Below are 25,473 nucleotides of genomic sequence, written 5' to 3' on the forward strand. Positions count from 1 at the left end.
GGGAAATTCCTTGAAGAAGCAAGAGCGCCGAGTCTAGCCAGAGATGATGACCGCTGCGTCACGGCGACGACCACCGATGCAGAGGCAATTGGCCGCTTGACGCCATCGTGCATCGGCGTAGCATTTGCACCAGGCAGGCGGACAGACCGCCAGCCCACCACTCAACCGTGAGGGATTCTCATGGCAACACCGTACGACTATCTCGTGTTCATCGGGCGTTTCGAGCCCTTTCATAACGGCCACGCCGCCGTCGCCCGCCATGCGCTGGGCAAGGCGAAAAAGCTCATCGTGCTGATCGGCTCGGCCGACACGCCGCGCACCATTCGCAATCCTTGGACCGTCGCCGAACGTGCGGTGATGATCGAATCCGCGTTGCCGGACGAAACTGCGCGGCTGATCGTGCGCGCGCTACGCGATCATCTGTACAACGAAAGCCTGTGGATTGCCGAAGTGCAGCGGCAGGTTGCTGAAGCGGTGCAAGCCGATGGCGGCTCGCTGGATGCGAACATTGGCCTGATCGGCATGGACAAGGATGCCAGCAGCTACTACCTGCGTGAGTTTCCGCAGTGGCCGCTGGAAGATGTGCAACACACCGCAACGCTGTCTGCCACCGAATTACGCCGCTACCTGTTCGAAGCCGGCGACATCGGTTTTCACGGCGGCCTGTTGATGCTGCGCGGCAATGTGCCGGCGCCCGTCTACGACATGCTGGAAGCGTTCCGGCGCAATTCCCCCAGCTACGCGCAGCTGGTGGCCGAATACCGCTTCATCGAGCAATACCGCGCCGCGTGGAAAGACGCGCCATATCCGCCGACGTTCGTGACCACCGATGCGGTGGTGGTGCATTCGGGCCACGTGCTGCTGGTGCGGCGTCGCGCCGAACCGGGCAAGGGCTTGTGGGCATTGCCCGGCGGTTTCGTCGGCCAGGAGGAAGGACTGCTGGACTGCTGCCTGCGCGAGCTGCGCGAGGAAACCCGGCTCAAGCTGCCGGTGCCGGTGCTCAAGGGCTCGTTGCGTGGCAAGCAGGTCTTCGATCATCCCGAACGCAGTCAGCGCGGACGCACCATTACCCATGCGTTCCATTTCGAGTTTCCGGCCGGCGAGTTGCCTGCGGTGCGCGGCGGCGACGATGCCGACAAGGCGCGCTGGATTCCGATCGCCGAAGTGATGGCGATGGGCCCGCGCCTGTACGAAGACCACCTGCATATTCTTGAATTCTTCCTGGGCCGTGGCTGACGCGCGCAACGACGACGTGCTGCCGCGATACCACCAGGGCCGCACATGCCGTGACCGCTTGAACCGTGACCTCCCGCCGGCGGACAGACCGCCGGTTCATTCGACGCGAAGGAGCTTCCGTCATGCATTACCTCGATAACCTGCTGCTCAACACCGATAGCTACAAGGCCAGCCACTGGCTGCAATATCCGCCCGGCACCGACGCGTCGTTTTTCTATGTCGAATCACGCGGCGGACTTTACGAGCAGACCGTGTTCTTCGGCCTGCAGTCGATCCTGAAGGAAGCGATCAACCGGCCGGTGACGCACGCCGACATCGACGATGCAAAAGCGTTGCTGGCCGCGCATGGCGAGCCGTTCAACGAAGCCGGCTGGCGCGATATCGTCGACCGGCTTGGCGGTCAGTTGCCGATCCGCATCCGCGCGGTGCCCGAGGGCGCGGTGGTGCCAACGCACAACGTGCTGATGACCATCGAGTCCACCGACGCCAAGGCATTCTGGGTGCCGTCGTATCTGGAAACCTTGTTGCTGCGCGTGTGGTACCCGGTGACGGTGGCCACGGTGAGCTGGCAGGTGAAGCAGATCGTGCGCGGCTACCTGGAGCGCACCAGCGACGATCCGGAAGGGCAGTTGCCTTTCAAGCTGCACGATTTTGGCGCGCGTGGCGTGTCCAGTCTTGGCTCGGCCGCGTTGGGCGGTGCCGCGCATCTGGTGAACTTTCTCGGCACCGACACCTTGTCGGCGTTGCTGCTGGCGCGTGCGCATTACCACACGCCGGTGGCCGGGTATTCGATTCCCGCTGCCGAGCACAGCACCATCACCAGCTGGGGCCGCGAGCGCGAGGTGGATGCGTATCGCAACATGCTGAGGCAGTTCGCGCGTCCGGGTTCGATCGTGGCGGTGGTGTCGGACAGCTACGACATCTACCGCGCCATTGCCGAGCATTGGGGTACCACCTTGCGCGAGGAAGTGATCGCCTCCGGCGCAACGGTGGTGATTCGTCCGGATTCGGGCGACCCGGTGGATGTGGTCGAGCAGTGCCTGCTGTTGCTGGACGAAGCGTTCGGCCATCAGGTCAATGGCAAGGGCTACAAGGTGCTCAACCATGTGCGGGTGATCCAGGGCGATGGCATCAATCCCACCTCGCTGCGCGCGATTTTGGAGCGCATCACCGCCGCCGGATACGCCGCCGACAATGTCGCCTTCGGTATGGGCGGTGCGTTGCTGCAGAAGGTGGACCGCGACACGCAGAAGTTTGCGTTGAAGTGCTCGGCGGTGCGCGTGGACGGCCGGTGGGTCGATGTCTACAAGGACCCGATCACCGACCAAGGCAAGCAGAGCAAGCGCGGCCGCCTGACCTTGCTGCGCAACCGCAACGATGGCAGCTACCGCAGCGCCTTGCTCGATGAGATGGACGCCTACCCCGACAGCGAAGACGCGCTGGTGACGGTGTGGGAAAACGGCGTGTCGCAACAGGAGTGGACGCTGGAGCAGGTGCGCGCGCGTGCCAACGCCGCACGTCGCTGACGCGCGGCGCGCAGGGTTCGCCATGCACGCTTCCATCGACGACATCTCCTTGTTGCCTGCTTCGGCGCTGTTGGCGCGCCTGCGCGCCGCAGCACCCCACCTGCAGCGGCGCGTGCCGCTGCAGGACGAGGCCAGCCGCTGGCATGCGCTGCGCATCGGCGCGCGCACCTATCGCGCAGCGTTGCCGATCACCTTTACCCCGTATGCCTCGGTGCGGCCGTGTTCGGCGCGCTGCGGGTTCTGTTCGGAAAATCTGCGGCAGCACGGCGGCGGTCGTGCGGCAGCGACGTTGCGACCCGGGCCTGCGTATTTCCAGCAGCTGAGCGCTGTCTTGCAGTTGCTGCGCGATGTGCCGTTGTCGTATTCGTTGTCCGGTCTGGAAATGACCGACGATGCGGCGTGGTTGCAGACCTTGCTGCGGACCCTGGCAACCACGCCCAATGGCCCGCGCGTCGAGCAGCGCGTGCTGTACAGCAACGGTGCCGGGCTGGCGCGTGCGCACGGTGCGCGCTTGATCGAGGCGCTGGTCGCGTTCGGGCTGTCGTGGGTCGAGCTGTCGCGTCACCATCGGCTGCAGGAGCGCAACGACGCGATCATGCGTTTCCGCCCCGACGAGCCGATCGCCGATGTGGCGACCTTCGTACAGACGGCACGGCGGCTGGCAGCACGGCTGCCGCTGCGACTGGTCTGCATCGTGCAGCGCGGTGGCGTGGACAATGCCGACGCCGTTGCGCAGTACATCGCGTGGGCGCGCAGCTGCGGCGCCAGCCAGGTGATCTTTCGGGAATTGTCGCGGTTGGACGATGCCTATCGCAGCAACGGCACGCTGCGCTACATCGGCGAGCACCGCGTCGGCGTGGACACACTGCTGGAGGAGTGCATGCAGCAGCCCTGGTGGTCGCGCTGGCAACCCGATGGCCTGACCGAAGGCTATTACTTCTGGAATGTGCGGCTGCGCGATCAGACGGGCTTGCAGGTGGTCTTCGAAAGCGCCGACTACGCCGCGATGCATGCGCGCCACGCGACCGGCGATCTGTACAAGCTGGTGTTCTTCGCCAACGGCCGTCTCTGTGCGGGCTGGGATCCGGAGGCCGATGTGCTGTGGGAGCCCACCGATGGATGAGTTCGATCGGCGCAGCTGGTGGATGCCGGCCCCGGACGAGGCCGCTTGGGCGCTGCCCGACGATCTGCGCGCGGTCGACCCGCTGAGCGGGCGCGATTGTGGCTGGGTCAATCAGATGCGCCCGTTTGTGCGCCATTTCAGCCGGCCGGGCGAGCAGGTGTTCGACCCGTTCTGCGGCTTTGGCAGCACCTTGCTGGCGGCCGCGCTGGAAGGCCGCAACGCGCATGGCATGGAAATCGATGCGGCACGTGCGCAGTTGGCACGAACGCGTCTGGCGCGGCATGCGGTGGCGGCGCCGGTGGTGGTCGGCAGCCTGGCCGATATCGCGCCTGCGGCCCCGATCGACCTGTGTCTGACCAACGTGCCGTATTTCGGCTGCCACTGGCATGGCGACGTGCTGCCCGGGCAGCTTTATGCGAGCAGCGATTACGCCAGCTATCTGACCGGCATGCGCGCGGTCTTCCATGCGCTGCGCAAGCAGATGCGGCCGGACGGCGTGGGCGTGGCGATGGTGCAGAACGTGGTGGTCGGCGGCCGCGTGATTCCGCAGGCCTGGGATCTGGGCCGCATCCTGGCCAGCCTGTTCACCCTGCGCGAAGAGCGGGTGCTGTGCTATCGGCGTCCGGCCGCAACGCTGGCGCATGCCAAGACACAGAGCGATCGCAGCCACGAATACGCACTGATTTTTCAGCATTGTCGTGCCCGGCTGGATCTGCAGCAGGCTGCGCAATTGCTGCAGGCGGTGCAGGCACAGGGCCTGCCGGTCGTGGTGCATGGCAGCTACGCGCGCTGGCTGGCGTCGCCGACCTCGGTGCCCGAAGGCCCGGCCGATCTGGACCTGATGCTGCGTGGCGAACAAGCGCTGTGGGACCGCCTCACCCTCTGGCTGCAGCAGCAGGGCTTCGCGTTGAGCCTGTGGGGCGAACCGTGCCGGGCGCCGGTGGCACTGGCGGTGGTGCGTGCGCACCACTACCTGCGTGCCGAGCGCATCGGCGCCGATGGCCGCCGCCTGCAGGTAGACCTGCAATTGCCAGTGGATGAACCGCCGTTGCCCTGACCCGGCAGCGCGACGCCGCGCGCACACGGGTTGCCGCTATGCTCTGTGCCGGTTTTGGATGCCGGAATCTCCCTATGTCTTGTTCTTCCCTGATCGCGCGCGGCGCACTGCTTGGCGCGCTGGCAACCCTGGCTGGCTGCGGCGGCAGCAAGGGCGACACGATGCTGATGCGCGAGTCGTTCAATTCCGATGACACCTATTCGCGCAGCGTGGCGGCCAGTTCGCCGCAAGCCTGCGAGGCGGCGCGGCGTGTGCTGTTGAGTCAGGGCTACGCCGTCACACGCGCAGATGCCGCCGCGGTGGAAGGCAGCAAGAACTTCCAGCTCAAGGAAGCAGACCAGAGCGAACAACTCAATCTGCGCATTTCCTGCGCCAGCCAGGACGGCGGCAAGGCGCAGGTCTTCGTCAGTGCGTTGCAGGACCGTTACGCACTGAAAAAGAGCTCCACCTCGGCCAGCGTGGGCGTCGGCGTGCTGGGCTCGTTATCGTTGCCGGTCGGCAGCAGCGGCGATTCGCTGGTGCGCGTATCCAGCACCACGGTGCAGGATGCGGCTTTCTACAAGCGCTTTTTCGAACGCCTGAATTCGTATCTTCCCAAGGTCACCGAAGCGGCACCTGCTGCGGTGAGTGCAGCGCCCGCACCTGCACCTGCAGCCACACCAGCGCCGGCAGCTGCGGCCGCGCCTGCCGCAACCACCACGACGTCGGCAGCTCCTGCTGCGGCTCCCACCACGGTTGCACAGCCTCCGGTTGCGCCGTTGCCCGTCGAAGCGCAAGACCCCCCACCGGCACCGGCGAAGGTGCCGCAAACCGAGCCTGCCACGCAGCCGTGATGGCGCGGTTCACGCTCCGCTCCAAAGCCTGAATAGCGACTGCGCGCTTCACGTTGTGTTCTCGACCCAGCGGCCAGAGTGCGCCCATGCCTCGCCGAGCGGGCGAGAAACGTGGAGAACAACGATGAAAATGCGCACCTCCCTGCTGGGTATGTCCCTGATCGGCCTGATGGCGACGAGCACTTTCGCACAGGCTCAAAACTACGCGCATCAGCAGCGCTATACGGAAGCGGACGAAGGTCGCAGGTTCAATGACGGCACCCGCGTGCGCTGCCGCAATGTCGAAGTGCAAAAGAACTCGACCGACCCGAACCGCATCGGCGGTACGCTGGCCGGCGCTGCAATCGGTGGCCTGTTGGGCAACCAGGTTGGCGGCGGTAACGGCAAGAAGCTGGCGACCGTGGCAGGTGCAGTGGCGGGTGGCGCGGCAGGCCGCACCATTCAGGGCAATCGCCAGCAGGCCAACGGCAACCGCCAAGTCGAGCGCGTCTGCGAACGTCGCTGAAGTTCGGTGCGGCGATTGGTCCGAGTTGAGTCCTGCAAGCCCCGGCCATGCCGGGGCTTGCTACGTTTGAGAGTGGCGTCGTGCCGACGATTCATTGCGTATGCCATCGATGAGTGTTGTCCACGCGCATGGCAGTTCGTCATCGCGCGCACCATCGGCGCCGATGCCGCCGCGGCATGCGCGCCTGCGCCGGCTTGCCGCGCTGGCATGTGCAAGCGGTTTGCTGGCGGGGCAGCTGCTGCAGATCGCCGATGCTGCACCGAGCCAGACCGCACGTGCTGCCAGCGCAGAGTGCCTGGAAGCACTGCTGCGACGGCTGGGCTGGACCATCCAACGGGCCGCAGTGAGCGAACCGGTACTAAAGCGTGGTGAACCGTGTACGCGCGGCACGCTTGCGCAGGCGCAGGCCGCCGGCGATCTGCAACTGACGCTTCCGGCCGATTGGGACACGCGACAGCGCGGCGCAGCGCTCACCGCTGTGCTGGACGATGCAGCCACGCACTGCGCCTACGCGTTCGAACTCGGTGCAGCCACCCGCCGCGCGGTCACGCAATTGCAGAACAACCCGCGCTACCGCTTCTCGGCGCTGCAGCTGGGTTGGGTCGGATTCGGCTGGCGTGGCGCAGCGGCGCAGGGCTGGAGCGGTTTTCGCAGTTTCGGTCGCGGGTATCAGCCGCGCGGCAGCAATGCGCGGGCGCTGGATGCGTTCTACCGCGGCCAGGTGCGTTCCGAGTGCGGCGTGGGCCGACAAGTGGCTCAGCTCGCCACCCAGCGCGAATTGTTCGGCGATGCCGGGTTCGATGACGTATTTACGCCTGGCGAATTGTCGATCGGCACGTTCCTGACCTTGCACGACACCGACAGCATCCTGCTCGGTACGCATGCCGGCGACTTCTTTGCCGACGGCAAGGCGGTGAAAACCTCACAGCTCGGGCGGCAGGCGTTCGTGGGCGCACCAGGCTTCATCGCGCATGTGTTCGATAAGTCCTACCTGGATGACATCCACAATCAGGCCGAGAATTTCGTGGTGGTGGATGTCAGCGATGCAGCCGCGCAGGCGCTGGCGCAGCACGGTGGCTTTGCGTACTACGACGCGCGCAACCGGCAGATCTGGGAGCTGGCCAAACAGTTGCGCGGGCCAGGCAAGCGCCGCTTCGAGCGCCTGCTTTACGAGCGTGATGCAGCCCTGCGCGCCACGCTCGACCCGCAGCAGCAGACCCAGCTGCAGCAGTTGCAGGCGCTGCTGGACGACCCGTTCTACCAAGGCTTTTGGGTTTATGTGCACCCCAAGGGCACCAAGCCGATCGGCTACCACGTGGCACGCCTGCTCGACCGTAACCCGCGCACGCCGTATGCCATCGACCTGACCTTGCACAATCTGCGCACCACCTTGTACTGGCGATGGATCGACTGGCAGCTGCAGCGGTGCAGCGCCGCCACCGTCGCGGAACAATCCATTGAGAATTCCGCCACGCCAGCGTACGCCGAGCGTGGCACCCTGCACTGATCAGATCATGAGGAGCGATTATGGAACTGGGTATGGTGGGACTAGGCCGCATGGGCGCCAACATGGCCGAGCGCCTGGTCAATGGCGGGCATCGCGTGCATGGCTACGATCCGGGCGCGAACGCGCGCACCAGCGCGCAAGCCAAGGGCATCGTCACCGCCGATGCGCTGGCAGCGCTGGTGTCCGCATTGCCGAGCCCGCGCGTGGTGTGGCTGATGGTCCCGGCCGGCAAGATCGTCGATGACACGCTGGCGCAGCTGCTGCCCCTGCTGCAGGCCGGCGACATCGTCATCGATGGCGGCAATTCGTACTACAAGGATTCGCAGCGGCGCGCGGCGTTGCTGCAGGACAGCGGCATTGCCTTTGTCGATTGCGGCACCAGCGGCGGCATCTGGGGTCTGCAGGAAGGCTATAGCTTGATGGTGGGTGGCGACGAAGCGGCGGTGACGGCCTTGCATCCGATCCTGGCAACGCTCGCACCGGCGCCGGACAAGGGCTGGGGGCGGGTTGGCCCGAGCGGTGCAGGCCACTTCACCAAGATGGTCCACAACGGCATCGAATACGGAATGATGCAGGCCTATGCGGAAGGCTTCGCGCTGATGCAGCACAAGGCCGATTTTGCGCTGGATCTGCACCAGGTTGCCGAAATCTGGCGCGATGGCAGCGTGGTGCGTTCGTGGTTGCTGGACCTGACGGCCGATGCGTTGACGCATAACCCGACCATGGCCGGCATCGCGCCGTTCGTGGCCGATTCGGGCGAGGGCCGCTGGACGGTTGCCGAAGCGATTGATCTGGAAGTCTCGGCACCGGTCATCACGTTGTCGCTGATGGAACGGCTGCGCTCGCGCGACAAGGATTCGTTTACCGACAAACTGCTCGCAGCGATGCGCAACCAATTCGGCGGCCACGCGGTGATGACCACCACCCCGGCAGCGCCGACTATCGGTAGCAAGGACGCGTAAGGACTTGGATGCAACCACGGTGCGCGCCGGGACTACGGCGCGCGCTGTTGGAAGTGCAAAACCGTTGCAGCGTGATCAACCGCGCGCGGCATCCAGCCACTGCACTCGGCCGTCCGCAGCGCTGCGTTGCGCAAGGTCCACCAACCGCATCAGTTGCACCGCATCGCTGCTGCTGACCGGCGCTGTGCCGGTGCCTGCCAGCGCGTCGCGAAAGGCGGCGTAGCACTGCCGATAGTCGCCCGGCAGGTTGTCGGGCTGATGGGTGTGGACGCGGCCTTCGTCATCGACGCGGGTGAGCGTGCCCGGTAACGGGTCCACGCCCCAGCCGACCGTGCCGGGGCGACGGCCGGCACGCAGCTGGTCTTCCTGCGTATCCAGGCCGTGCTTGAGATAACTGCCGCGCGTGCCATGCACGGCGAAGCGCAGGCGGCCATCGGCCACCAGCGACCCCGCGTGCAGAATCACGCGCAGCCGAGGGTAGTGCAGGGTGACGTGGAAATAATCCACGCTGCGCGCCTGGTCGCGCTGACGTTGCAGATCCGCGCCAATGCCCTGCGGCATACCGAACAACTGCATTGCCTGATCGAGCAGATGCGGGCCCAGGTCGTACCACAGTCCGGCACCGGGGCTGTCGCTCTCGCGCCAACGGTCGCGCACCTGCGGGCGATAGCGGTCGAAGTGCGAATGAAATTCCACCACCTCGCCCAGCTGGCCTTCTTCGATCAGCCGGCGCACGGTGAGAAAGTCCGCATCCCAGCGGCGATTCTGGAACACGCTGATGATGCATCCCGCCGCATCGGCGGCATCGACCATCTGCTGCGCTTGCGCCGCATCCAATGCAAACGGCTTGTCCACCAGCACATGCTTGCCGGCGGCCAGGGCTTTCAGCGCGAAGGATGCATGGGTGTGGTTCGGGGTGGCCAGCACCACGGCATCCAGTGCCGGATCGGCCAGCGCACTGTCCAGATCGGCCACCACGGTGACGCCGGGAAAGTCGGCCTGTGGCTGTTGCGGCTTGGACGACACCACGCTGTGCAACTGCAGGCCGGGGGTGCTTGCGATCAGCGGTGCATGAAAGGTGCGGCCGACATAGCCATAGCCGACGACGGCCAGATTGAACAGTTTAGGCATTGAAAACGGTTCATCGCAACGACGGAGGGAGCCCGCATGGTATTGCACCTGCCCGTGTGCGCAGGGTTCACAACCTCTGCATGCAACGGTCACGTCTGCTCGACGAGCGCCACCGCAAGCTGCGCCCACATTCAACAGGAGGTGCTTGGTATGAAGAACGTGACGCATGCACGCAAGCTGCTGGCTCTGTCGCTGTCGCTCGGTCTGACCCTCGGCGCGTCGCAGGCATTTGCGGCACCGCAGGAACATGCCGACCACAAGGACCACGCTGCCGGCATGAACGAGTCCAAGAAGCCGGTCACCGACACCTGGATCACCACCAAGGTCAAGGCCGACCTGCTGGCGACCGACAATGTCTCGGGTACCGACGTGAAGGTCGAGACCAAGAACGGCATCGTGACCCTGACCGGCGCGGTTGCCACCCAGGCCGAGCATGACAAGGCCGTTGCCGTTGCCAAGGGCATCGAGGGCGTCAAGAGCGTCAAGTCGACCGGCCTGAAGGTCACCGCTGCGAAGAAGTAAGCGCAGCTGCTGCGAATGCCGGGCCGCCGAGGCGAGGCGGCGACCCGAGCACCAGGCGCACTCCACGGAGTGCGCCTTTTTTGTTTTTGATGAACCGGCCGGCAAGCCGACAGCTGGCAGGGCGCTCGCGCCATTTTCACGCATGCTGCACGTATGCTATGCCCATTCAGCTATGTCACAGACTGACCTGATTTCTCTGAATCATTAATCTGGCAAGCTGCGTGATCGGAGACAATGCCGGTCAGCCCTTGGCCCTGCAGCGAGTGCAATTCGGTCCAGCAATGCAAACAACGGTCCAAGCAGACAAGTGGGATCGCTGGCGCCTGCCTCTGTTGGCGGCCGCCGTGTTCCTGATTGTGGTGGTGCCCTCCTTGTTGCTGCAGCAGATGGCCCGCAACGCCAACCAGGCCGCGTCCTGGGTGTCGCATAGCCAGGAAGTGCAGGAGACCGCGCAGCGCCTGGAGGCGGCGATGCGCGATACCGAATCGGCGGCGCTGATGCGCTCGCATGGCGTGGAGCGCGAGGCGCTGAACGAGCGTATGCGCCGCGGCCGGCGCGAATCGCTGGCCGCCGTGCAGCGACTGATCGAACTGACCAAGGACAACCCCGCCCAGCAAGTACGCATGGGGCGCATCCAGAGCACCATCGAACGGCGTCTGCTGTTGGCCGAGCGCATTGCGGTGACCACTGCGCCGGAGCAGATACGCGCGCTGATCAACGACATGACCCTGAACAACCCGATCCGTGTGCTGATCGACGACCTGCAGAGCGCCGAAGGCCGGTTGCTGGCGCTGCGCAATGCGCGCGCCGCAACCGAGCGCATGCATTACGCGGTGCTGAGCTGGGCGGCGCTGGCGGTGCAGTTGCTGTTGCTGGGCACGGTGACCTGGCTGCTGCAGCGGCAGATCCGCCGCCGGCTGGCGGCCGAGCAGGAATACCTGCGCGCCAACGGGCGCGCCAGCTCGGTGCTGCAAACCGTGCGCGAGCCGATCGTGCTGCTGGATGCCAGCCAGCGCATCGTGCTGCATAACCCGGCCTTCGCCGACCTGTATGGCCTGGAAGAGCGCGGCAACGAATTGATGCCGCTGGAAGAGGTGGGCGATGGCGTCTGGCGCGATGCGCAGATCCATCAACGGCTGGCGGACGTGTTGTTGCGTGGACGCGAGTTGTGGGATTTCGAACACGAGCAGCGCGCCGCCGACGGCGTGCTGCGCACCATGTTGATCAATGCACGCCGCATGCCGCTGCCCGACAGCACAGACGAAGACGTGGTGCTGATGACGGTGAGCGACATCAGCCTGCAGAAGGCCGCGCAGTTGCGTATCCAGGAGCTCAACCGGCAGATGGAAGGCAAGGTGGAGCAGGTCTCGGAAGTCAATCGCGAGCTGGAAGCCTTCAGCTACTCGGTCTCGCACGATCTGCGCGCACCGCTGCGGCACGTGGCCGGGTTCTCCGACAAGCTGGCGCGCCATCTGGGCGATGCGGCCGACGAGAAGTCGCGCCATTACATGGAGGTGATCAGCAGCTCGGCGCGGCGCATGGCCTCGCTGATCGACGATCTGCTGGTGTATTCGCGCCTGGGCCGCGGTGCGCTGCGCCTGCAGGCGGTGGACATGCAATCGCTGGTGGCCGAAACGCGTGCGATCCTGGATTCCAACGTGCAGAGCGAGAACACCGGCCACCGGGTGGAATGGCATATCGCGCCGCTGCCGGTACTGGTTGCCGACGAAAACATGATGCGCCAGCTGTGGATGAACCTGCTCGGCAATGCGGTCAAGTACAGCGCCAAGCGCGAGGTGGCCAAAATCGAGGTCAGCTATACGCCGATGTCCGACGGCGGCCACCAGTTCAGCGTGCGCGACAACGGCGCTGGTTTCGATATGGAATACAGCGGAAAATTGTTCGGTGTGTTCCAACGTTTGCACAAGGCCAGCGAATACGCTGGTACCGGCATCGGCCTGGCCAGCGTGCGGCGCGTGTTGACGCGTCACGGCGGCCGGGTGTGGGCCGAAGGCGTCGTCGACGAGGGCGCCACGTTTTATTTCGTGTTACCTCCTGCGCTTGAAGCGCCCAACCAAGAGTTCATTGCATGACCGCCATCCGTACCATTCTTCTGGCAGAAGACAGCCCGGCCGATGCGGAGATGGCGGTCGACGCCTTGCGCGAAGCCCGCCTTGCCAATCCCATCGTGCACGTCGAAGACGGCGTGGAAGCCATGGACTACCTGCTGCGCCGTGGCATGTTCGCCGACCGCGAGGAAGGCCTGCCGGCCGTGCTGCTGCTGGACATCAAGATGCCGCGGATGGACGGGCTGGAAGTGCTCAAGCAGGTGCGCAGCGACGAGACGCTCAAGCGCCTGCCGGTGGTGATCCTGTCGTCCTCGCGCGAAGAAAGCGATCTGGCCCGCAGCTGGGACCTGGGCGTGAATGCCTATGTGGTCAAGCCGGTGGACGTGGATCAGTTCTTCAACGCGGTCAAGACGCTCGGCACGTTCTGGGCGGTCATCAACCAGGCACCGGAGCTGGACTGAACCATGCCGCATGAGGGGGGCACCCTGGAGCAGCTGAAGATCCTTCTGGTGGAAGATTCACCGGAAGACGCCGAGTTGTTGTCCGATCAGTTGCTCGAGGCCGGGCTGGACGCGGCATTCGAGCGCGTGGACAGCGAGCCGTCGCTGCGCGCCGCGCTGGATGACTTCCAGCCGGACATCGTGCTGTCGGACCTGAGCATGCCGGGCTTTTCCGGCCACCAGGCGCTGCGCCTGGTGCGCCAGAACGGCGCCACGCCCTTCATCTTCGTCTCCGGCACCATGGGCGAGGAGACCGCGGTCAAGGCGCTGCAGGATGGCGCCAACGATTACATCATCAAGCACAACCCGACGCGCTTGCCGAGCGCGGTGATCCGCGCGATTCGCGAAGCACGCGCGGATCTGGAACGCCAGCGCGTGGAAAGCGAACTGATGCGCGCGCAGCGCCTGGAAAGCCTGGCGATGCTGGCGGCCGGTCTGAGCCACGACCTGCGCAATATCCTGCAACCGTTGTTGATCGTGCCCGACCTGCTGGCCGGGCGCACCGACGACCCGCAGCTGCGTCAGCTGGCCAACGTGGTGGCCGAATGCGGCCGGCGCGGACATGAGATGGCCGAGTCGATGCTGTCGTTCGTGCGCGGTTCCAACAAGCCGCGCGAGCAGGTGTCCATCGCCAACCTGTTCCAGGCCGTGCAGATGCTGCTCAAGAGCAGCCTGCCCGATGGAGTACGCCTGCAGATGGACACCATCGCTGCGGATCTGACCATCGAGGCCAACTACACCGAATTGCAGCAATGCCTGCTCAACCTTGGCTTGAACGCAATCCAGGCGATGCCCGAGGGCGGCAGACTGATCCTGGCAGCCGATCGCTACGATGCCTCGCGCGTGCGCATGAGCGTGGCCGACACCGGCGTGGGCATGAGCGATGAAACCCGCGCGCGCCTGTTCAGTCCTTTCTTCACCACCAAGGCCGATGGCACCGGGTTGGGACTGATTTCGTGCAAGCGCATCATCGAAAGCTATGGTGGCAGCATCGTGGTCGATAGCCGGCTGGGCGAAGGGACGCGCTTTGACATGATCGTGCCGATGCGTGCGGTGTCGACGGCGGTGACCGAAGCCGAACTGCCGCTGCCGCTTGGCCATGGGCAGCGCATTTTGCTTGTGGATGGCGAGGCAACGCGCCTATCGCTGCTGGGCAATGCGCTCTCCAGCCAGGGCTATCAGCCGCAGCTGGCCAGCGATGGCGCCGCGGCGCTGCAGCTGGTGCAGCAGCACGCGATGCCGGACCTGGTGATCATCGACAGCGACATCATCCTGCTCTCGGCCGTGAGCGTGCTGCTGAGCATGCAGGAGCTGGGCTACCAGGGCCCGGCGATCGTGCTGGAAGATGTCGGTGCGCCGTTGCAGCGTGCGCATTTCCCGTCGGATCTGCCGGTGCATGTGCTGCGCAAGCCGCTGGAAATGCGCCGGGTGTTCCGCGCCGTTTCGCATGCGCTGGAAGTGGCCTGACACCACGTTTGCGCGCACCCGGCGCATGCGTCGATGGGTGCAACGCGATTGCAACAGTTGACGTCCGTGCCGGCCGCATGCGCGAATAACGTATGACCACCGTGCTTCTCAGCCTCGGCAGCAACGTCCAGCCGACCCACTACCTGCGCCTGGCTGTCGCCGCACTGCGCGCGCGCTTTGGCCAGATCGTCGTGTCACCCGCGTACCGCACGCCTGCGGTGGGCTTCGAAGGGCCGGACTTCGTCAACAACGCGGTGGTCTTGCAGACCGATCTGGAGCTGGACGCGCTGGATCACTGGCTGCATGCACTGGAAGATGCGCATGGGCGCGATCGCAGCGGCCCGCGTTTCAGCGACCGCACCCTGGATCTGGACGTGGTGTTCTTTGGCGACCGTATCGTCGAAGGCCCCGGGCATCTGCGCATCCCGCGGCCCGAGCTGAAGCACGCATTCGTGCTCAAACCGCTGGCCGACATCGCGCCGGACTTCGTCGACCCGCTGAGCGGGCAGACGTTGGCAGCCCTGTGGCATGCGCACCCGCAGTACGGCAGCGCGTTTGCCACGGTGGAGCTGGATGCGGCTGCGCCGCAGTTGAGCGTCACGCAATAGTGCTGTTCTGGCAGCGCGGTTGAGCGCGGCCGAGCACGCGCGCACGTAGCGCACGGACGTGTGCAACCGTCCGGCAATGCCGCACGCGGCGAGGTGGCAACCGGGCGCACGTGCATGACACGGGGGGCGTCCCTTTGCAGCGAAAGTGCGCAGGCCCCGGAAGCGTCGTTCAACTGAGCTGGCGGCCGCCATCGACGTGCAGGGTATGGCCGGTGACGAAGCTGGCCTCGTCCAGCAACCAGCGCACCGCTTCGGCAATTTCCTCCGGCGTGCCGATGCGCGCCAGCGGCGTACGCGCGAGCAACGCCTGCTTGGCATCGGCGGACTTGCCTTCTTCCGGCCACAGGATGGCGCCAGGCGCGACCGCGTTGACACGCACGTGCGGCGCCAGTTCCAGCGCCAGCGAACGGGTCAGCATTTCCAGCGCGCTCTTGGAGGCGCCGTACAGCGGGTGGTTGCGCATCGGCGCCTGCGCGTGCAGATCGGTGAGGTTGACGATGGCCCCGCGGCGCTGGCGCAACTGTGCGGCGGCCGCTTGCGCGATGAAGAACGGCGCGCGTGCATTGACCGCAAACAACTCGTCCCATTGCGCTGCAGTGGCCTCGCCAATGGCGGTGGAGTAGAACGCCGAGGCGTTGTTGACCACCCCATCCAGGCGACCGAAGGCGGCGACGCAGTCGGCCACCAACTGCGCAGGTGCGTCGGGCAACCGCAGATCGGCGTGCAAGGCCTGTGCGCTGCCGGCACGCTGGGCGCACAGTTCGGCCACGCGAGCGCCCAGCACCTCGGCGGAACGGTGTGCGTGCAGTGCAACGCGGTAGCCGGCAGCGTGCAGCGTGGTGGCGAGCTGCGCGCCGATGCGGCGGGCGGCACCGGTGATCAACACCACCTTGGAACTGTCTGTCATGGCGTACTCGCTCGGCGTTGCGGAGGGCTCGGCTATCCTGTGCATTGTCCCCGCAACCGGTGCCCGCATGCACGCCGACCTTCCCACACCCGATCCGGACGCGCTGGCCCACAGCGACCGGCTGGCTGCGCATGTGCGCGCCGAAATCCAGGCCGCCGGCGGTGCGATCCCGTTCTCGCGCTTCATGGAGCTGGCGCTGTATGCGCCTGGCCTGGGCTATTACAGCGCCGGCGCCAGCAAGTTCGGCGAGGCCGGCGATTTCGTCACCGCCCCGGAATTGGGGCCGTTGTTTGCGGCCACCGTCTCCGGCGCGTTGGCGCCGGTATTGCAACAGCTCGGGCCGCAGGCGCGGGTGCTGGAAGTGGGCGGCGGCAGCGGCGCGTTTGCCGAAGTCACGCTCAAGCGGCTGCTGGAACTGGACGCGTTGCCCGAGCGCTACGCGATCCTGGAGCCCAGCGCCGACCTGCGCGAACGTCAGCGCGAGCGGTTGGGGCGCAGCCTGATTCCGCCGGTGTTCGATCTGGTGGAATGGCTGGATGCGCCGTTCCCGGACGATTGGGATGGCGTGCTGTTTGCCAACGAAGTCATCGACGCCTTGCCCACGCCGCGTTTCGCACTGCGCGATGGGCAGGTGTATGAAGAAACCGTGGTGCTGGATGCCCAGCAGCACTTCGCGCGCGGCGAGCAACCGGCCGATGCGTTGCTGAGCGCGGCCGTGCGTCACCTGGAGCGTTATCTGGAGCAGCCGTTCGCCGATGGCTATCGCTCCGAGTTGCTGCCGCAGTTGCCGTACTGGATCCAGGCGGTAGCCGGCGGTTTGAAGCGTGGCGCGATGTTGTTCGTCGACTACGGTTACCCGCGCGGCGAGTTCTATCGTGCGCAGCGCGAGGACGGCACGTTGCGTGCGTTTTACCGGCATCGCATGCACGAAGATCTCTACCGTTGGCCGGGCCTGCAGGATCTGACCGCATCGGTGGACTTCACCGCGTTGGCCGAGGCAGGCACCGGCGCAGGTTTCGAGCTGGCCGGGTATTGCACGCAAGCAAGCTTCCTGCTCGGCAATGGGCTGGACGCATTGTTGGCGCAGGCCGATACGCGCACCGATGAAGTGGGGCGCATGCGTCTGCGCGAACAGATCAAGCGACTGACGCTGCCCAGCGAGATGGGCGAGCGCTTCCAGGTGATGGGCTTCTCGCGCGATGTCGATTTTGCCCCGGCATTCCTGTCCGGCGATCTCACATGGCGGTTGTGAGTTCGGCACTCCGGCCGTTTCACCGGCCGCGGTTGTGGGTGGGCGTGTGGATCGCGGCAATCGTCGTGGTCATTGCCGTGTGCCTGGGGCCGCCGCCGGAGTTTCCGGAGTTGCCGTCCAACAGCGACAAGGCCGAGCACTTCATTACGTTCGCGTTGTTGTGCTGGGGAGCGGTGCAGTTGTTTGCGACCCGGCGCGCGCTGGCGTTGGCTGCGTTCGGATTGGTGTTGCTGGGCATCGGCATCGAAATCGCGCAAGGCGCGCTGACCACCAATCGCAGCGCCGACCCGTACGATGCATTGGCCGATACCTTGGGCATTCTCGCCGGGCTCTGTCTGGCATGGACGCCGTTGCGATGTGTGATGTTGCGGATCGATCGGCGCCTGTTTGGACAGCGGCGACGGTGACGGAACGATGTCTCGGCAGGCCAGGCGCCTGCCCGCTGCCGTAAACGGAGCCAGGCGGCGACGCGATCCTGATCAACCTGGCAGCGTATATCCGCAGCGATCTGAAGCATCGTACGCCAGGACCGCATGCGCCAAGCGGCGTGCCGAAGCCGCGGCGGGGCGCCAGGTGCCGGCTTGGCGATGACGGCTTGTGCAGCCGCTACGCTGCGTCGCGGACCCGTGGTTCGCACCTCGCCACCGCTGCCGCGGCGTTACAGCTTCATTCTCAGCCCGAGATACAGCTGCCGTCCGGCCGCTGGCGAGAACATGGGCTGTGCCTGTGCCCAGAAGAAGCTGTCGTACCACACGTAGGCATACTCGCGACCGGTGGCATTGCGGACCTGCACGTCCACGCTCCAGTTCGGGTTGATCGAATAGCGCGCGGTGAGGTCGAGCGTTGCAAAGCCGCCGTACTTGCCCGCCACGTTGCGCTCTTCGAGGTAGTAGTCGCCCTGGGCGCGTCCCTGCAGGCCCAGTTGCAGCGCCTCGGTCGCGCGGTAGTCCACGCCGATGTTGCTGATGTAGCGGGGCGTGGCGATGACTTCGTTGCCTTGCAGCGAAAGCGCGGCGGCACGGTCGTCGCGCGTGATCCTGGCTTCCTGGTAGGCATGCGATGCCCAGAGCGTCCAGCGATCGCCCAGCTGTGCGCTGATCTGCGCATCCACGCCGCGGCGACGCGTCTTGCCCAAGGTGACGGTGGTGCCGGTGGCCGGCATGTTCGATACCTCGTTTTCCGCATCCTGTTGCCAGACGGCGATACGCGCCTGGCTGCCTGCAAATGGGCTGAATTTCATACCCAGCTCGACGCCGGTGTTGGTGGAAGGGCGGATGCCGGCTTGCCCTGGGGTGAGATAGGCCGGGGCGGTGGAGCCGGTCAACACCTGGAAGGTACGGCCCCAGTTGGCGTACACGTTGGTGCTGGGCGTCAGGGCGTAGATCACGCTGAGTTTGGGTTGCCCGATGCTGCCGTAACGCTGCAGCGGTGCGCGCACCGCACCCGGTAGCTGCGTGTCGCCGTCGAAGCGGTCCACGCGATAGGCCGGCACCAGCTTCAGGGCCTCGACCGGCTGATAGATGGCCTGTACGTAGGCGCCCCAATTGTCGAAGGTATAGCGGTCGTCGTTCTGGATGCGCGCTGGCACTGCGGCAAAGTCGGTGGGCTCGGCATAGTTGAAGCGTTCGCGCCGGTACGCATTGTCCTGATGTTCGTAGTTGATGCCGCCTTCCAAGGTCAGCAGGTCGTTGGCGCGCCAGGTCAGGGTGTTGAGCATGCCCACCTGCGTTTCGTTCCAGCGCCGACGCTGGCGCGGGGCATTGCCGGTGGGCAGGTCGCTGAAGGTCACCCGGCGGTCGTCCTCGTAGCGGTTGTAGTAAAGCTTGCTGCCCAGGAACAGGGTGTCGGTCAGTTTCAGGTCCAGATGCACGCCGAGCTGCTGCATGTCGCGGTCGTCGCCATCGTTACGGTTGCGGCGGTCCGAGCTGCGACGGTCCGCCTGCAACTCTGCTGCGGTCATGAAGCCCGGCTCGTCGGCCTGGGTGCGGTACGCGCGTGCCGTCAGGCCGATGCGCATGCCGTCGTCGAGACTGCCGTAGAACCATTTGCCGCCCAGCACATGCTTGCTGGAGCGATCGTGCGCACGATAGCCATCCGACGCCTGTGCGCCGATGAAGTAGTTCTGCGCGAATCCGTCGCGTTCGCGCCCTATCGCGATCTGCGCATCGCGGCTGGCGTAACTGCCGTAGGCCACGCGGGCATCGGTGTAACTGCCGCCCTGGCGGGTGCCGAAGTTGATGTTGCCGCCGATGTTGTGCAGCCCATAGCGCGGATCGTTGGTGCCACGCACCACCTCGATGTAGCTGATTTCCAGCGGAAACAGCATGTCGATGAAGCGCTGGTTGCCGCTGTTGACGTTGCTGGGAATGCCGTCGATCAGGGTCTTGATGGCATTGAGATAGCCCTCGCCGTTGAAGGCGCGGAAGCTGACCTTGCCCGATTCGGCGCCCTGTCGGGTTTCGGTCAACTGCATGCCTGGCATCTGCCCCAGCAATTCCCAGCTGTAGGACACGTTCTTGTCCTCGATCTGGTCGGCGCCCAGGACATCCACCGACGTCAGCACCTGATGCGCACTGAGCTGGCCTTCGTGATGCTGATGGACGTCGACCTTGCCGAGCGTCAGCGCCGAATCGGAGGACTGCGCGCGTGCGTCGGCAGCAAACAGCAGAGCGGCGACAGTCGCCACGAGGGGATGGATCTTCATGAAGCGGGCAATACCTGCGGGCCAATGGAATCGTGTCAGTAATGACATGTTATAACATATTCTGACAAATTCAATTCGCGTCGCGCTGCTGCCGCCTTGGGGGACGATCGGCAAGTGATCGTGTTGCAACGCCTGATGGCCGCCTGCGTGTTGGCGATGTGCCGCTCGCGGCGTGGGGAACAGCCAACAGCCAATGGCGCTGCATCCGACAGCCGCAGCACGCAGGCGATGCAGGTGCCGTGTCGCTCCGCGTTGGCGGCGGACGGGGTCGATCCCGCCGGCGCGGTGTTGCGGTGCTTATCCGGGCATGCGCACTGCGCGCTCGCGCAGCCACTTGGTGGCTACCCACTTGTCGCCGGCCAATACCGGCGCACCGGCGTGCAGGCTGCGTGTCATCGGGTGCGGGCGGTCGTAGCTGAAAAACACTGCATTGCCCTTGACCGCAGCGACATCCAGATGCGCATCAGGAAAACGCGTCGCACCGCCGCGTTCTGGCGTGTTGAGGTACATCACCAGCGAGGCGACGCGTTGCCCGCCGGCCTGCACCAACACCGGGGTGCCGGCTGCGTCCGGATCGAAGTAATCGTAATGCGGCCGGTATTCCGCACCGGTGGCGTAGCGCAGCACTTGCAACCCTTCGCCGTGATCGACCGGCCAGTCGAGCAGGCGCGCGATGCGCGCTTCGATACGTTGACACAGCGCATCCTGGCCAAGGCGCAGGCACATGCTGTCGCTGGTGCGCGCGGCATGCACCACGTGCTCTCCGTTTGCATTGTCCACGGTGCGCGAGCGCGCCAGATGCGGCTGGGCCAAGGCGATCAATGCATCGCATTCCTCGTCGGAAAGAAAGCCGCCGAGTACCACCACGCGCGGCAGCAACAGGCTGACCAACACGCGCACATCGCGGTCGCCCAACGCAAGCAGCGAGGCATCGGCGTCTTGTTGCAACGCGGGCACGCGCACCGGCATCGGCAAGTCGTTCGCTTGCGCGTGTTGCTGGATGTGCGCACGGACCAGTGCCTCGACCGCATCGATGGCGTCCTGTTCGTTCCAGCCCTGATCCAGTAGCGGCTGTAGCGCTTGCTCGGGCGGATGGCCGGCCACGGCTTGCGCCACGATCCAGTCGGCCAGCGGGGTCGGGATATCGGTGTGTGTCATCGCTCTACAGTGCATGTCGGCATGTGGCATTCGTATGTCAATTGTGTCGTGGTAAGACAAATGAAACAGATGCCCTCTATAAAAGTGACGGGGATCTTGAACGTGCTCGCCACTGCAGTGCGCGGAACGCCACCAATTCTTGACGACTCCTCTTCATACCGACCTTTGACCTGGAGATCAGCCGCATGGCCGTTCGCAACAGCAGCAAGACACTTCTCATGACCTTTGGTACCGCACTGGCGCTGTCGGCCTGTGGTGGCGGAGCCGACCGTGTCGCCTCGCCAGGTGAAGGCGCATTCCCGCCGGCACCGGCCCCCACACCGACGCCGGCGCCCACGCCTGCACCAACGCCGGCACCCGCACCGAGCGGTCCGGCCGCCGATTGCCCGAGCGGTTTTTCCAACGTCGGCACCATCGCCAACAACACGCTACGTGCCTGCCAGTTGCCGGAAACCATCAACGGCAACCTGGTGGTACCGGCGCGCGCGGGCACCGTTTACTCGATCAGCGGCCGCGTCAATGTCGGCACCGACCGCGGCGGCAACGCCACCGCACCGGCCGCCGGCAGCACGCAGAGTGTCTTGACCATCGAGCCGGGCGTAACCCTGTTCGGGTCGGCCGGTAGCGACTACATCGTGGTCAATCGCGGTTCGCAGATCTTTGCCGAAGGCAGTGCGACTGCGCCGATCGTCTTCACCGCACGTCAGGCGCTGGAGAGCACGGTCAGTGCCAATACCATCGGCCTGTGGGGCGGCATCGTGGTGCTGGGGCGCGCGGCGATCAACAACTGCCCGGGCACCACGGTGTCGGGGACGCCGGAATGTCAGGCGCAGGTCGAGGGGACCAACGCGTTCTATGGCGGCAACAACGCTACCGACAACAGCGGGTCGATGCGCTACCTGCGCGTGATGTATTCGGGCTTTGAAATTTCGCCCAACAACGAATTGCAGGGCATCACCCTGGCGGGCGTGGGAAGCGGCACCAAGCTGGATTATGTGCAGATCCACAACAGCTCCGACGACGGCATCGAATGGTTCGGCGGGACGGTCAACGGCAGCCACCTGGTCATCACCGGTGCCGACGACGATTCGCTGGATACCGATGCTGGCTGGAGCGGTGCACTGCAGTTCGGCATCGTGGTGCAGCGCGCCGGTGGTGGCGACCGCATGAACGAGTGGAGCAGCCTGCGTCGCCAGCCGTATTCGCGCCCGAAAGTGGCCAACTTCACCTACGTGGGCAACGCGCGCGCCGGTGCGGCGATCATGCTCAACCAGGGCACCCAGGCCGCGTTCTACAACTCGGTGGTCACGCGCCCAGCCGGCGGCACTGGTGATGGCCTGGTATGCTTCAACCTGGCCGATACCGACACGCTCGGCACCTTCAACTCGGTGTTCTTCGCCTGCCCGACGGCCTTCGGCAGCGACGCGCGTGCGGCCAGCCAGTTCGCAGCCGGCACCAACAATGTCGCCAACGGCGTGTCCACCTTGCAGAACACCTTCGTCAATGGCGCCAATGAATCGGCAGTACCGGCGTTCCAGGGCCTGAACGGGGTGAGCAGCTTCTTCCAGCAGGTGAACTACATCGGTGGCGTGCGCGATGCCAACGATACGTGGTGGCAGGGCTGGACCTGCGGGCTGACCGCCGACCGTCCCTGCTGAGGCATGGCATCGCACGGCGGCCATCGGTGGCCGTGCGATGCGTCCAGCTTCATCTTTCTGTTGCCAGGGCTCCCACGATGCGAACCTCTGCTGTTGCCCGTCTCTCGCGGACGGGCCTGTCTCTTTCCATTTCCACCTTGCTGATGTCCGGCGCCGCCATGGCGCAGTCGACCACCAGCGACGCCGACGCCGGCAGCAGTACGTCCAGCGCGGCCAGTACCAGTGTGCCCAAGCAACTCGACCAGGTCGTGGTGCGTGGCGACTACATTCCCGAGCCGATGCTGCAAACCTCCGAAGTGGCCTCGTTCGTGACGCGCGAAGACATGGAGCGCACCGGCGACAGCAGCGCCGCGGTGGCGCTGACGCGTGTCACCGGGCTGAGCCTGTCGCGCGGCAAGTATGTGTATGTGCGCGGTCTGGGCGAGCGCTATTCGTCTGCGTTGTTAAACGGTTCGCCGCTGCCCAGCCCAGAGCCGATGCAGCGCGTGGTGCCGCTGGACCTGTTCCCCAGCGATGTGCTGGCCAGCGTGACCGTGCAAAAGACCTATTCGGCCGATTATCCGGGCGAATTCGGCGGCGGCGTGATCGATCTGCAATCGATGGAAATCCCCGACACGCCGTTCCTGTCGTTGACCGTGGGTGGTGGGGCCAACAGCGTCAGCACCGGCGAAAAAGGCCTGACCTATTACGGCTCAGACGATGACGAGTGGGGCGTTGATGATGGCACCCGCAAGCAGCCTGCCGCCTTGCGCGATGCGATCAGGACCGGCCGCCGAGTCGATCTGGGCAGCTTTTCGCGCGAGGACATCCGTCGCATCGGGCGCAGCTTGAACGATGCCGACCTGTATGTGCTGCAGGAAAAGGACAGCATCGCTCCGGACGTCAATGTCGGCGGCAGCGCCGGCTACAGCATGGATGTGGGCGAGGCCAAGCTGGGCATCATCGCGGTGGCCAGCTACGACAACGAATGGCGCACGCGCACCGGCAAGCAGCAGGACGGCATCTTTGTCGGCGACAGCGTCGAGTTCAATTCCAACTACGACTTCGCCACCACCCGCAACAACGTGCGCAGCAACGGCATGCTGGGGCTAGGGTGGGAATATGGCCGGCATACCATCGGCTGGACCACGCTCTACGTGCACGACACCTTGAAGGTGGCGCGCAGCCGCGCCGGTCGCGACGAACTGGCAGGTTTCGACGTGCGCGACGACAACACCGAGTGGTACGCGCGGCAGTTGATCAACAACCAACTACGCGGCACGCACGCCTTCGGCGAATACGACGACCTGAAGATCGAATGGCGCGCTGCAGTGGCCAACGCCAGCCGCGATGTGCCTTACGAAACCGGGATTCGTTACGAGCGGCTGGACGGCTACTGGGCGCACGATGCCTCACGCGTGCAGAACTACACGCGTTTCAGCAAGGTCGACGACAAGGTGGCCAGCGGTGGCGTGGATGTCACCTGGCGCTTGCCGATGGAGCACGACCTCACCGTCAAGGGCGGGCTGGCCTATCTGGACAACGACCGCAGCGCGTGGAGCCGCGAATTCCGTTTCCTGGCGCTGGACGGGCCGCTGCCGTTCCTGAACCAGTACCAGCGCGTGGATTATCTGTTCTCCGATTACAACCTCAGCAACGATCTGCTGCGTCTGCGCGAAACCACCGGTAGTTTCGGTGCGGCTGCCTACGACGCGAACTTGAAGGTCAAGGCGGCGTATCTGCAGGCAGAGGGCGAGATCATGCCGACGCTGCGCGCCACGGCGGGCGTGCGTTACGAAGACGCCACCCAGGCGGTGCATCCGTACGACATCTTCAGCGGCACGCGCCAGGACGGTGTGGCACCGTTGCACAACAGCTATGCGCTGCCGTCGGCCACGGTCACCTGGAATTTTGCCGAGAACCAGCAGCTGCGCTTTGGCGCTTCCAAGACCATCGCACGCCCGCAGTTTCGCGAAATGGCGCCACAGCAGTATCTGGACCCGGACATCGACCGCCAGTTCTTCGGCAACCCGTTTTTGGTCGACAGCGAGCTGGTCAATCTGGACGCACGCTACGAATGGTTCTTCGAACCGGGCCAATACGTCACCGTCGGCGCGTTCTACAAGAACATCGACAAGCCGATCGAAGCCATCGTCAACGACGCCCCCGGCGGCGGCATCGTGCAGAGCTTCATCAATGCGCCCAAGGCGACGCTGTACGGCGTGGAGCTGGAGGCCAAGAAGTATCTGGAGTTGCCGATCGCTGCCGACTGGTGGGGCGACAAACGCATGTTCGTGTCCGGCAATTACACCCGAACCACGTCCGAGGTTAGTGCCAGCGATGGCGATACGGTGCAGCCGTTCGGCTTCAGCGCACCGGTGCAGGCGACCTTGTTCATCCGCGATGGTTCGGCATTGCAAGGCCAGTCCGATGACATCGCCAACCTGCAGATCGGGGTGGAAAGCGAGCGCACGCTCAGCCAGGCGACGTTGATCGCCAACTACGTGGGCAAGCGGGTGTCCGCGCGTGGTCGCCCCGGGCAGCCGGATTACATCGACAAGCCGGGCACCTCGCTGGATCTGGTGATCAAGCAGGGCCTGACGTGGTCCGGCGAGACGGTGTCGGTGAATTTTGCCGCGCGTAACCTGCTCAAGACCAAGTACCAGGAGTACCAGAAGGTAGGGAGCAACCGGGTGGACCTGTACACCTACCAGCCTGGCATCAGCTATGACATCAGTGTGACAGCGCGCTTCTGATCTGAGGTGCAGT

21 protein-coding genes are annotated in these 25,473 nt (G+C 65.2%); 17 read left to right on the forward strand and 4 right to left on the reverse strand.

The genetic code is table 11. The annotated features are described in order from the left end of the window. The first annotated feature begins 180 nt into the window (after positions 1-180). From ACCQ07_RS03505 to gnd, 8 genes are all read left to right on the forward strand, one after another. On the forward strand, positions 181-1,236 hold the full coding sequence (locus tag ACCQ07_RS03505; RefSeq protein ID WP_372172191.1) for a bifunctional nicotinamide-nucleotide adenylyltransferase/Nudix hydroxylase: 1,056 nt from the start codon (positions 181-183) through the stop codon (positions 1,234-1,236). A 122-nt stretch (positions 1,237-1,358) separates the two neighbouring features. Continuing rightward, positions 1,359-2,762: a nicotinate phosphoribosyltransferase gene (locus ACCQ07_RS03510; protein WP_127167589.1), complete on the forward strand. Its 1,404-nt coding sequence runs from the start codon at positions 1,359-1,361 to the stop codon at positions 2,760-2,762. A 22-nt stretch (positions 2,763-2,784) separates the two neighbouring features. Next, positions 2,785-3,885 carry a hypothetical protein gene (locus tag ACCQ07_RS03515; RefSeq protein WP_071117863.1) on the forward strand — a complete coding sequence of 367 codons (1,101 nt, stop codon included), beginning with the start codon at positions 2,785-2,787 and terminating at the stop codon, positions 3,883-3,885. Continuing rightward, positions 3,878-4,942: a DNA methyltransferase gene (locus tag ACCQ07_RS03520; protein WP_071117862.1), complete on the forward strand. Its 1,065-nt coding sequence runs from the start codon at positions 3,878-3,880 to the stop codon at positions 4,940-4,942. The genes ACCQ07_RS03515 and ACCQ07_RS03520 overlap by 8 nt, the downstream gene beginning before the upstream one ends. 74 nt (positions 4,943-5,016) lie before the next feature. Next, the gene (locus ACCQ07_RS03525) at positions 5,017-5,775 is read left to right on the forward strand and encodes a DUF2242 domain-containing protein (protein WP_008572106.1); all 759 of its coding nucleotides are present in this window, start codon (positions 5,017-5,019) and stop codon (positions 5,773-5,775) included. A 124-nt stretch (positions 5,776-5,899) separates the two neighbouring features. After that, entirely contained in the window at positions 5,900-6,280 is a 381-nt protein-coding gene (locus ACCQ07_RS03530; RefSeq protein ID WP_008572108.1) for a glycine zipper 2TM domain-containing protein, read from the forward strand. 163 nt (positions 6,281-6,443) lie between these two features. Continuing rightward, a complete protein-coding gene (locus tag ACCQ07_RS03535) occupies positions 6,444-7,787 on the forward strand; it encodes a hypothetical protein (RefSeq protein WP_071117865.1) in 1,344 nt (447 codons plus the stop codon). Between the two features lie 20 nt (positions 7,788-7,807). Continuing rightward, a complete protein-coding gene (gene gnd, locus ACCQ07_RS03540) occupies positions 7,808-8,749 on the forward strand; it encodes a phosphogluconate dehydrogenase (NAD(+)-dependent, decarboxylating) (protein WP_011346352.1) in 942 nt (313 codons plus the stop codon). Between the two features lie 75 nt (positions 8,750-8,824). Here gnd and ACCQ07_RS03545 read toward each other — a convergent pair whose 3' ends face one another. Then, the gene (locus tag ACCQ07_RS03545) at positions 8,825-9,880 is read right to left on the reverse strand and encodes an oxidoreductase (RefSeq protein WP_011346353.1); all 1,056 of its coding nucleotides are present in this window, start codon (positions 9,878-9,880) and stop codon (positions 8,825-8,827) included. Positions 9,881-10,030: 150 nt separating this feature from the next. Between ACCQ07_RS03545 and ACCQ07_RS03550 the strand changes: the two genes are divergently transcribed. From ACCQ07_RS03550 to folK, 5 genes are all read left to right on the forward strand, one after another. Next, positions 10,031-10,402: a BON domain-containing protein gene (locus ACCQ07_RS03550; RefSeq protein ID WP_071117860.1), complete on the forward strand. Its 372-nt coding sequence runs from the start codon at positions 10,031-10,033 to the stop codon at positions 10,400-10,402. Between the two features lie 281 nt (positions 10,403-10,683). Continuing rightward, positions 10,684-12,495, forward strand: coding sequence for a sensor histidine kinase (locus ACCQ07_RS03555; protein ID WP_008572116.1), 1,812 nt, complete (start codon positions 10,684-10,686; stop codon positions 12,493-12,495). Further along, entirely contained in the window at positions 12,492-12,932 is a 441-nt protein-coding gene (locus ACCQ07_RS03560) for a response regulator (protein WP_109291978.1), read from the forward strand. The genes ACCQ07_RS03555 and ACCQ07_RS03560 overlap by 4 nt, the downstream gene beginning before the upstream one ends. Before the next feature lie 3 nt (positions 12,933-12,935). Further along, positions 12,936-14,438 carry a response regulator gene (locus ACCQ07_RS03565; RefSeq protein ID WP_109291976.1) on the forward strand — a complete coding sequence of 501 codons (1,503 nt, stop codon included), beginning with the start codon at positions 12,936-12,938 and terminating at the stop codon, positions 14,436-14,438. Between the two features lie 92 nt (positions 14,439-14,530). Further along, positions 14,531-15,046 carry a 2-amino-4-hydroxy-6-hydroxymethyldihydropteridine diphosphokinase gene (gene folK, locus ACCQ07_RS03570; RefSeq protein WP_057682128.1) on the forward strand — a complete coding sequence of 172 codons (516 nt, stop codon included), beginning with the start codon at positions 14,531-14,533 and terminating at the stop codon, positions 15,044-15,046. Between the two features lie 169 nt (positions 15,047-15,215). Here folK and ACCQ07_RS03575 read toward each other — a convergent pair whose 3' ends face one another. Beyond that, positions 15,216-15,953: a pteridine reductase gene (locus ACCQ07_RS03575; protein WP_372363797.1), complete on the reverse strand. Its 738-nt coding sequence runs from the start codon at positions 15,951-15,953 to the stop codon at positions 15,216-15,218. Here ACCQ07_RS03575 and ACCQ07_RS03580 point away from each other — a divergent pair. Together ACCQ07_RS03580 and ACCQ07_RS03585 are read left to right on the forward strand one after the other, a co-directional pair. Continuing rightward, a complete protein-coding gene (locus tag ACCQ07_RS03580; RefSeq protein WP_029818631.1) occupies positions 15,952-17,205 on the forward strand; it encodes a class I SAM-dependent methyltransferase in 1,254 nt (417 codons plus the stop codon). The two genes, ACCQ07_RS03575 and ACCQ07_RS03580, sit on opposite strands and share 2 nt — an antisense overlap. Continuing rightward, complete coding sequence (locus ACCQ07_RS03585) at positions 17,193-17,612, forward strand: VanZ family protein (RefSeq protein WP_008572126.1); 420 nt, start codon at positions 17,193-17,195, stop codon at positions 17,610-17,612. Before ACCQ07_RS03580 ends, ACCQ07_RS03585 begins: the two co-directional genes overlap by 13 nt. Positions 17,613-17,863: 251 nt before the next feature. On the opposite strand, the gene ACCQ07_RS03590 is transcribed toward ACCQ07_RS03585, so the two are convergent. Together ACCQ07_RS03590 and ACCQ07_RS03595 are read right to left on the reverse strand one after the other, a co-directional pair. Beyond that, positions 17,864-19,909, reverse strand: coding sequence for a TonB-dependent receptor (locus ACCQ07_RS03590; RefSeq protein WP_372363798.1), 2,046 nt, complete (start codon positions 19,907-19,909; stop codon positions 17,864-17,866). A gap of 297 nt (positions 19,910-20,206) precedes the next feature. After that, positions 20,207-21,067, reverse strand: a complete 861-nt coding sequence (locus tag ACCQ07_RS03595; protein ID WP_338334603.1) for a 2OG-Fe(II) oxygenase — start codon at positions 21,065-21,067, stop codon at positions 20,207-20,209. 185 nt (positions 21,068-21,252) lie between these two features. Here ACCQ07_RS03595 and ACCQ07_RS03600 point away from each other — a divergent pair, with 185 nt between their 5' ends. Together ACCQ07_RS03600 and ACCQ07_RS03605 are read left to right on the forward strand one after the other, a co-directional pair. Then, positions 21,253-22,725: a beta-helix domain-containing protein gene (locus ACCQ07_RS03600; protein WP_122273293.1), complete on the forward strand. Its 1,473-nt coding sequence runs from the start codon at positions 21,253-21,255 to the stop codon at positions 22,723-22,725. 77 nt (positions 22,726-22,802) lie between these two features. Next, on the forward strand, positions 22,803-25,460 hold the full coding sequence (locus ACCQ07_RS03605; protein ID WP_372363800.1) for a TonB-dependent receptor domain-containing protein: 2,658 nt from the start codon (positions 22,803-22,805) through the stop codon (positions 25,458-25,460). Positions 25,461-25,473: the final 13 nt, after the last annotated feature.

This window comes from Xanthomonas sp. NCPPB 3583 (genome assembly GCF_041475715.2).
Classification (GTDB): domain Bacteria; phylum Pseudomonadota; class Gammaproteobacteria; order Xanthomonadales; family Xanthomonadaceae; genus Xanthomonas; species Xanthomonas euvesicatoria.

Coding starts and splice junctions, on each gene's coding strand:
- ACCQ07_RS03515 (WP_071117863.1), top strand. CDS start 2,785: ATGCACGCTTCCATCGACGACATCTCCTTGTTGCCTGCTTCGGCGCTG.
- folK (WP_057682128.1), top strand. CDS start 14,531: ATGACCACCGTGCTTCTCAGCCTCGGCAGCAACGTCCAGCCGACCCAC.
- ACCQ07_RS03600 (WP_122273293.1), top strand. CDS start 21,253: ATGGCCGTTCGCAACAGCAGCAAGACACTTCTCATGACCTTTGGTACC.
- ACCQ07_RS03575 (WP_372363797.1), bottom strand. CDS start 15,953: ATGACAGACAGTTCCAAGGTGGTGTTGATCACCGGTGCCGCCCGCCGC.
- gnd (WP_011346352.1), top strand. CDS start 7,808: ATGGAACTGGGTATGGTGGGACTAGGCCGCATGGGCGCCAACATGGCC.
- ACCQ07_RS03565 (WP_109291976.1), top strand. CDS start 12,936: ATGCCGCATGAGGGGGGCACCCTGGAGCAGCTGAAGATCCTTCTGGTG.
- ACCQ07_RS03560 (WP_109291978.1), top strand. CDS start 12,492: ATGACCGCCATCCGTACCATTCTTCTGGCAGAAGACAGCCCGGCCGAT.
- ACCQ07_RS03585 (WP_008572126.1), top strand. CDS start 17,193: ATGGCGGTTGTGAGTTCGGCACTCCGGCCGTTTCACCGGCCGCGGTTG.
- ACCQ07_RS03605 (WP_372363800.1), top strand. CDS start 22,803: ATGCGAACCTCTGCTGTTGCCCGTCTCTCGCGGACGGGCCTGTCTCTT.
- ACCQ07_RS03505 (WP_372172191.1), top strand. CDS start 181: ATGGCAACACCGTACGACTATCTCGTGTTCATCGGGCGTTTCGAGCCC.
- ACCQ07_RS03525 (WP_008572106.1), top strand. CDS start 5,017: ATGTCTTGTTCTTCCCTGATCGCGCGCGGCGCACTGCTTGGCGCGCTG.
- ACCQ07_RS03595 (WP_338334603.1), bottom strand. CDS start 21,067: ATGACACACACCGATATCCCGACCCCGCTGGCCGACTGGATCGTGGCG.
- ACCQ07_RS03555 (WP_008572116.1), top strand. CDS start 10,684: ATGCAAACAACGGTCCAAGCAGACAAGTGGGATCGCTGGCGCCTGCCT.
- ACCQ07_RS03545 (WP_011346353.1), bottom strand. CDS start 9,880: ATGCCTAAACTGTTCAATCTGGCCGTCGTCGGCTATGGCTATGTCGGC.
- ACCQ07_RS03590 (WP_372363798.1), bottom strand. CDS start 19,909: ATGAAGATCCATCCCCTCGTGGCGACTGTCGCCGCTCTGCTGTTTGCT.
- ACCQ07_RS03510 (WP_127167589.1), top strand. CDS start 1,359: ATGCATTACCTCGATAACCTGCTGCTCAACACCGATAGCTACAAGGCC.
- ACCQ07_RS03550 (WP_071117860.1), top strand. CDS start 10,031: ATGAAGAACGTGACGCATGCACGCAAGCTGCTGGCTCTGTCGCTGTCG.
- ACCQ07_RS03580 (WP_029818631.1), top strand. CDS start 15,952: ATGGCGTACTCGCTCGGCGTTGCGGAGGGCTCGGCTATCCTGTGCATT.
- ACCQ07_RS03535 (WP_071117865.1), top strand. CDS start 6,444: ATGCCGCCGCGGCATGCGCGCCTGCGCCGGCTTGCCGCGCTGGCATGT.
- ACCQ07_RS03530 (WP_008572108.1), top strand. CDS start 5,900: ATGAAAATGCGCACCTCCCTGCTGGGTATGTCCCTGATCGGCCTGATG.
- ACCQ07_RS03520 (WP_071117862.1), top strand. CDS start 3,878: ATGGATGAGTTCGATCGGCGCAGCTGGTGGATGCCGGCCCCGGACGAG.